Source organism: Limibacillus sp., from assembly GCA_037379885.1.
In the GTDB taxonomy this organism is placed as follows: domain Bacteria; phylum Pseudomonadota; class Alphaproteobacteria; order Kiloniellales; family CECT-8803; genus JARRJC01.
Genome location: JARRJC010000027.1, coordinates 21,429 through 28,070, shown reverse-complemented (window position 1 = coordinate 28,070; position 6,642 = coordinate 21,429). Strand labels below are relative to the sequence as shown.

The following is a 6,642-nucleotide window of genomic DNA, read 5'->3' as shown; positions in this document are numbered from 1 at the left end:
TCGAGAGACGAGGAGAAGTTTAACATGGGTTGGCAAGGAGGGGCGGCATGCGACAGATGCCCTCTAACAGGAATGGCCGGGGCGAGCCCCGGCCATTCCGCAACCAAACAAGAGCAGCGAAGCTGCCCTAAGCCGCTTCCTTGGCGGTCGCGCCGTTGAAGGTCAGTTCGCCGTCGCGGACGGAGACCTCGACTGTTTCGCCGTCATGGACCTTGCCTTCAAGGATCATCTCGGCCATTGGGTCTTGCACGTATTTCTGGATCACGCGCTTCAAGGGCCGCGCGCCATAGGCGGGGTCGTAGCCCTTGTTGCCGAGCCAGGTCTTGGCCGTCTCGTCGAGGTTCAGCGTGATCTTGCGATCGGCCAGCAGCTTCTGCAGGCGCTGCATCTGGATGTCGACGATGTTGGCCATGTGCTCGCGGCGCAGGCGATGGAACAGGATGATCTCGTCGACGCGATTCAGGAACTCGGGCCGGAAGTGCGCGCGCACCACCTCCATGACCTGGGCTTCGACCGCGTCCGAATCCTCGCCCTCCGCCTGGTTGACCAGATACTCGGAGCCGAGATTGGAGGTCATGATGATCAGCGTGTTGCGGAAATCGACCGTGCGTCCCTGCCCGTCCGTGAGGCGCCCGTCGTCCAGGACCTGCAGGAGGACGTTGAACACATCCGGGTGCGCCTTCTCGATCTCGTCGAACAGGATGACCTGGTACGGGCGCCGGCGGACGGCTTCGGTGAGCGCGCCGCCTTCCTCATAGCCCACATAGCCGGGAGGCGCGCCGATTAGGCGGGCCACCGCATGCTTCTCCATATATTCGGACATGTCGATACGCAGGATCGCGTGCTCGTCGTCGAACAGGAATTCGGCGAGCGCGCGGCTAAGCTCCGTCTTGCCGACGCCGGTGGGCCCCAAGAACATGAACGAGCCGAGCGGCCGGTTCGGATCTTGCAGCCCGGCGCGGCTGCGGCGCACGGCGGTGGACACGGCCTTCACGGCCTCTTCCTGGCCGACCACGCGGCGAGCGATCTCGGTCTCCATGGCGAGGAGCTTCTCGCGTTCGCCCTCCAGCATCTTGTCGACGGGAATGCCGGTCCAGCGGGAGACGATGGAGGCGATATCCTGATCGGTCACCTCCTCGTTCAGCATATGCTCCCCGCCCTCTTCGGCGGCTTCGGCGAGCTGGCGTTCCAGGTCCGGGATCACGCCGTACTTCAGCTCCGACGCCCGGTCCAGCTTGCCTTCGCGCTGCACGATCTCCAGTTCCGCACGGGCTTGATCCAACTGCTCCTTGGCCTTCTGCTGGACGCCCAGCTTGTCCTTTTCCGCCTGCCACTTGCTGGTCAGTTCGGCGGACTGCTGGTCGAGCTCGGCGATTTCCTTCTCCAGCTTGCCAAGGCGCTCCTTCGAGGCGGCGTCGGATTCCTTCTTGAGCGCCGCCTGCTCGATCTTCAGCTGGATTAGCCGGCGGTCGAGTTCGTCGATGGCCTCCGGCTTGGAGTCGACTTCCATGCGCAGGCGGCTGGCCGCCTCGTCCATCAGGTCGATGGCCTTGTCGGGCAGGAAGCGATCCGTGATGTAGCGGTTGGAGAGGGTCGCCGAGGCGACGATGGCCGCATCGGTGATGCGCACCCCGTGGTGCAGCTCATACTTCTCCTTCAGGCCGCGCAGGATGGAGATGGTCTCCTCCACGCTCGGCTCGTCGACGAAGACGGGCTGGAAGCGCCGCGCCAGCGCCGCGTCCTTCTCGATGTGCTGGCGGTATTCGTCCAGCGTGGTCGCGCCGACGCAGTGCAGGTCGCCGCGCGCCAGCGCCGGCTTCAGCATGTTGGAGGCGTCCATCGCCCCCTCCGCCTTGCCCGCGCCCACCAGGGTGTGGAGCTCGTCGATGAAGACGATGACCTCGCCTTCCGCCGCCGCGATCTCCTGCAGCACGGCCTTGAGGCGTTCCTCGAACTCGCCGCGGAACTTCGCGCCCGCGACCAGGGCGCCCAGGTCGAGAGAGAGCAGGGATTTCTGCTTCAAGGTCTCCGGCACGTCGCCGGCGACGATGCGCAGCGCGAGGCCTTCGACGATGGCGGTCTTGCCGACGCCGGGCTCACCGATCAGGACGGGATTGTTCTTGGTGCGGCGGGACAGCACCTGGATGGTCCGCCGGATCTCCTCGTCGCGGCCGATCACCGGGTCCAGCTTGCCCTCGCGCGCCACGGCGGTCAGGTCGCGGGCGTACTTCTTGAGGGCGTCGTAGCCTTCCTCGGCGTTCGCCGACTGGGCCGTGCGGCCGCGCCGCAGTTCCTCGACCGCCTCGTTCAGCGCCTGCGCCGTCACGCTCGCGGCCTTCAGGATTTCGCCCGCCTTGCCCGCAGCGGGGGTGGCGAGAGCCATCAGAATCCGCTCGGCCGTGACGTAGGAATCACCGGCCTTCTCGGCAAGCTGCTCGGCCTGCTGCAAGACACGCGCCAATTCCGGTGCCATGTAGACCTGACCCGCGCCGCCGCCTTCCACGCGCGGCAGCTTGGCGAGTTCTCCTTCTGCGGAGATCAGCGCTTTCTGGGGATCGCCCCCGGACTTCTTGATGAGGTTGGCCGCAAGACCTTCCTTGTCGTCCAACAGCACCTTCAGAAGGTGCAGGGGGGAGAGTTGCTGGTGGCCCTCGCGAAGGGCCAGCGATTGCGCAGACTGAACGAAACCGCGCGAACGCTCGGTGTAGTTTTCAAAGTTCATCTATCTTCCTCCATGTACGGCCTGCGTGCCCGTTTGGCGCCCCGCAACCGTTTTGACCCACGCTTTTTGTGCGATCCGAAGAGGCATTGCCTTTTCTCGAAATTACATATGGGAGGCGGACAATCGCCCTGCAAGATGCAGGTTAAGCCCATGCTTGACTGTGGCCAGCCACGCGGGCATTGCTGATTGAGGGCGCAGCCGCGACAAAGAAAAGGAAGAGGCCGGAGCCATGACCGGAATGCTGAAGGAGATCTGGCGCTACCCCGTTAAGTCCTTGAGCGGGGAGCAACTTCAGTCGGTCCCCCTGGAGCCCGGCAAGCGCCTGCCGGAAGACCGCCGCTTCGCCATCGTCAAGGGCGGCGGTTCGGTCGAGCCGGGGGTGACGGCCTGGGCTTCCAAACGCAGTTTCTTCAATCTGATGAGCGACGAGAAGCTGGCGACCCTGGATGCCAGCTACGATGCCGAGGACGGCACGCTGACGCTGATGCGCGACGGGCGGCAGGTGGCGCGCGGCAAGGCGACCGAGCCGCTGGGCCGCATGCTGATCGACCAGTTCCTGGGCGCCTTTCTTGGCGGTGCCGGCGTGTCGCCGCGCCTGGTGGAATCCGCCGGGGGCGCCTTCACGGACGTCGAGGAGCCCTTTGTCTCGCTGATCAACCTGGCGTCGCTGAAGGACCTTGAGCGGGTTCTGGGACAGGTCGCGGACCCGCGCCGCTTCCGGGGCAACCTTCTGCTCGAAGGACCGCTGCCCTGGGTCGAGCGCAACTGGGTCGGAAAGCGCCTGCGCATCGGCGAGGTGGAGATGAGCGTGGCCGAGCCGATCGAGCGCTGCGCGGCGACGGAGGTCCATCCCGAAAAGGGCCTGCGCGATCTTCCGGTGCTGAAATCTCTGGCGCGCGGCTTTGCCCACATGGAGATGGGCGTCTACGCGCGGATAGAAAAAGGGGGCCTCCTGAAAGCAGGAGACCCCCTCGAAATTCTGGACTAGAGGCCTTTCCGGCCGTTAGGCGGAAACGGGCCCGCCGTCCTGGTCCTGGTTCTTGCGCGGACGGCCGCGGCGGCGCGGCTTCTCCGCCTCCTTGTCATTCTGATCGATCGCATCGGCGAGGCTGGGCTGCTCGCCCAGGCCCGGCAATTCCCTGTTGCCGTTGCTCTTGCCATCGCTGTCGCCGTTGTCCGCGGAGGGCTCGCCAGCAGCATCACGGTTGCCCCGGTCGTCCTGATCGTCGCTGGAGCCGCTGCGGGCTTGCTGCTCGCCGTCGTTCTGATTGCGCGGGCGGCCGTTCATGCGGCCACGGCGCGGGCGTCCGCCGCCCTGTGCCTGAGCGTCCCGGTCGCGATCCCTATCGCGGTCCTGGTCCTGGTCCCGATCCCGGTCCCGATCCCGATCATTGTCGCCGTCGTCGCGATCCTCGTCGTTCGACTGCGCGTGCTGGCCGCCGTCCTTCTGCTGGGAGTCCTCGCCGTCCTGACGGCGCGGCTGCCCGCTGTTCGGATCCATCGAGTCGTTGACGATGCGATAGTAATGCTCTGCGAACTGATAGAAGGACTCGGCCAGGATACGGTCTCCAGCGGAGGTCGCGTCGCGGGCGAGGTTTATGTACTTCTCATAGACTTGATGCGCGTTGCCGCGCACCCGGCCCTCCGGGCCGTTGCTATCGAAGTTCGCATTCTTGTTGATCCCGCCATTCTGGCGACGATGCGGACGGCCACGCGGCCTCCGGGCATTGGAACCTTGTCTCATGGACACTTTTTCTGTTTTTGAAACACGTTAAACGCCGCTTGCGCCCGCTGAGCAAACGACCCAGGCCTGCGGCCGGGGCTGATGCTCGTCTCTTTGGGGAACGCAAGGCGCCTTGATATCCCCTTCAAGGCGCGGAGCCCACTGGGCTCTGACAGTCGCTACAGTAGTGGGCGGGAGAGCACTTTCCAAGCCTTTTTTCCAAACCTTCGATCAAGGCGTGGCGCGGGCGAGCAGGCAGCGGTCCCGGCCCGCGAGATCGCGCTTGAGACAGGGCGCCGCAAAGTCCATTTCGCCTAGCGCGTCCTTTAGCGCTTGCGCCTGGGTCCAGCCGATCTCCAGCGCCAGCAGACCGCCCGGCGCCAGCAGACGGCGGGCGTCAGGCAGCAGGGCGCGGTAGGCGGCCAATCCGTCCTCTCCGCCATCCAAGGCCAACCGCGGGTCGTGCTGCCGGACGGCCTCCTCCAGCTGCTCCAAGTCCGCCGTCTCGATATAGGGGGGGTTGGACAGCACCACATCGAAGCTGCCCGACAGGCCCCGGCCCCAGTCCCCGACCTGAAAACGCGCCCGCCCGGCAAGGCCCAGGTCTTGCGCGTTCGCCGAGGCGATTTCGACCGCGGCGGCGTCGAGGTCGATCCCCAGCCCCTCGGCCCTTGGCAGTTCGGAGAGCAGCGCCAGCAGCAAGCAACCGCTGCCGGTTCCGAAGTCGAGAAGGCGGAGCGGCGCCTCCCGGTCGGGAAGAGCCTCCAGAACGGCTTCCACCAGGGTCTCGCTGTCGGGCCGGGGATCGAGCGTGGCTGGCCCTATCCTGAAGCTGAGACTCCAGAACTCCCTGCGGCCCCGAATGCGTGAGAGCGGCTCGCCGCCAAGACGGCGCGCAAGCAGGCCGCCGGCCCGCGCGGCCTCCGCCTCACTGAGCGGACGCTCAGGTCGGGCGAAGATCGCGCTCTCGCTCTCCCCCAAGGCCTCGGCCAGCAGAAGGCGCGCCTCCCGGCGGGCGGATTCCACGCCCAGCGCCGCCAGCTCTGCCGCGGCGCTGTCCAGGAAGCGCTTCACGCTTTGTGGCTTGGCCGCTTCAGGCTCTTTCCTGGGCACCGGATTCCTCAACGGCGGCCAGACGCGCCGCCTGATCCTCTGCGATCAAGGCGTCGATCACCTCATCCAGCCCGTCGCCCGCCACGATGCGGTCGAGCTTGTAGAGCGTCAGGTTGATCCGGTGGTCGGTCAGGCGGTTCTGCGGGAAGTTGTAGGTGCGCACCCGCTCCGAGCGGTCGCCGCTGCCGATCTGGGTCCGGCGGTCGGCGGCGCGTTCGGCGTCGCGCGCTTCCCGCTCAGCCTCGTAGAGCCGCGCGCGCAGCACCTTCATGGCCTTCGCCTTGTTCTTGTGCTGGCTTTTCTCGTCCTGGCAGATCACCACGAGACCGGTCGGGATGTGTGTGATTCGCACGGCGCTGTCGGTGGTGTTGACCGACTGCCCGCCGGGCCCGCTGGAGCGGTAGACGTCGATCCTGAGGTCGTTGTCCGCGACCTGGATGTCCACCTCCTCCACCTCCGGCAGGACGGCGACCGTGGCCGCCGAGGTGTGGATACGCCCGCCCGACTCGGTTTCCGGCACGCGCTGGACCCGGTGCACGCCCGATTCGAACTTGAGGCGCGCGAAGACGCCGCGCCCGGCGATGGAGGCGCTTGCCTCCTTAATGCCGCCCAGCGGCGTCTCGGAGACGTCGATCACCTCGAAACGCCAACCCTGAAGCTCGGCGTAGCGCTGATACATGCGGAAGAGATCGCCCGCGAAGAGCGCCGCCTCGTCGCCGCCGGTGCCGGCGCGGATTTCCAGAATGGCGTTGCGCTCGTCGTCGGCGTCCTTGGGGATCAGGAGCAGCTTCACCTCCCGCTCCAACTCGGGCAGCCGCTCCTTCAGGGCGTAGTACTCCTCGCGGGCCAGCTCGCGCATCTCCGCGTCGCTGGAGGCGTCTTCCATCATCGTCTCCAGGTCCTGAAACTCGGCGCGGGCGGCGCGCCAGTCCGCGACGCGCGCGATGACAGGCTCCAGTTCGGCCAGCTCACGCGCCAGCTCGGTATACTCCGGCGACCCCGGCTTGGGATGCTCGGCCACCATGGACTGCAGGTCCTGGTAGCGGGCCTCGACCCGGTCGAGTGACTGTTCCAGGCTCACCCC

General features: G+C 66.5%; 5 protein-coding genes. 1 reads left to right on the top strand and 4 read right to left on the bottom strand.

The genetic code is table 11. The annotated features are described in order from the left end of the window. Positions 1–127: 127 nt before the first annotated feature. Positions 128–2,722 (bottom strand): ATP-dependent chaperone ClpB, encoded by a 2,595-nt coding sequence (clpB, locus tag P8X75_09835; GenBank protein MEJ1995494.1) that lies wholly within the window; start codon positions 2,720–2,722, stop codon positions 128–130. A gap of 229 nt (positions 2,723–2,951) precedes the next feature. Between clpB and P8X75_09830 the strand changes: the two genes are divergently transcribed. Then, positions 2,952–3,710, top strand: a complete 759-nt coding sequence (locus P8X75_09830) for an MOSC domain-containing protein (GenBank protein MEJ1995493.1) — start codon at positions 2,952–2,954, stop codon at positions 3,708–3,710. Between the two features lie 15 nt (positions 3,711–3,725). Here the strand turns inward: P8X75_09830 and P8X75_09825 are convergent, their stop codons facing one another. The 3 genes from P8X75_09825 to prfA form a co-directional block, all read right to left on the bottom strand. Beyond that, on the bottom strand, positions 3,726–4,466 hold the full coding sequence (locus tag P8X75_09825; GenBank protein ID MEJ1995492.1) for a DUF4167 domain-containing protein: 741 nt from the start codon (positions 4,464–4,466) through the stop codon (positions 3,726–3,728). 210 nt (positions 4,467–4,676) lie between these two features. Next, positions 4,677–5,519, bottom strand: coding sequence for a peptide chain release factor N(5)-glutamine methyltransferase (gene prmC, locus P8X75_09820; protein MEJ1995491.1), 843 nt, complete (start codon positions 5,517–5,519; stop codon positions 4,677–4,679). A gap of 19 nt (positions 5,520–5,538) precedes the next feature. Beyond that, entirely contained in the window at positions 5,539–6,639 is a 1,101-nt protein-coding gene (prfA, locus tag P8X75_09815) for a peptide chain release factor 1 (protein ID MEJ1995490.1), read from the bottom strand. Positions 6,640–6,642 lie beyond the last annotated feature (3 nt).

Excerpts from the sequence above, each read along its gene's own strand:
- clpB (MEJ1995494.1), bottom strand. The coding sequence starts at position 2,722 with ATGAACTTTGAAAACTACACCGAGCGTTCGCGCGGTTTCGTTCAGTCT.
- P8X75_09830 (MEJ1995493.1), top strand. The coding sequence starts at position 2,952 with ATGACCGGAATGCTGAAGGAGATCTGGCGCTACCCCGTTAAGTCCTTG.
- P8X75_09825 (MEJ1995492.1), bottom strand. The coding sequence starts at position 4,466 with ATGAGACAAGGTTCCAATGCCCGGAGGCCGCGTGGCCGTCCGCATCGT.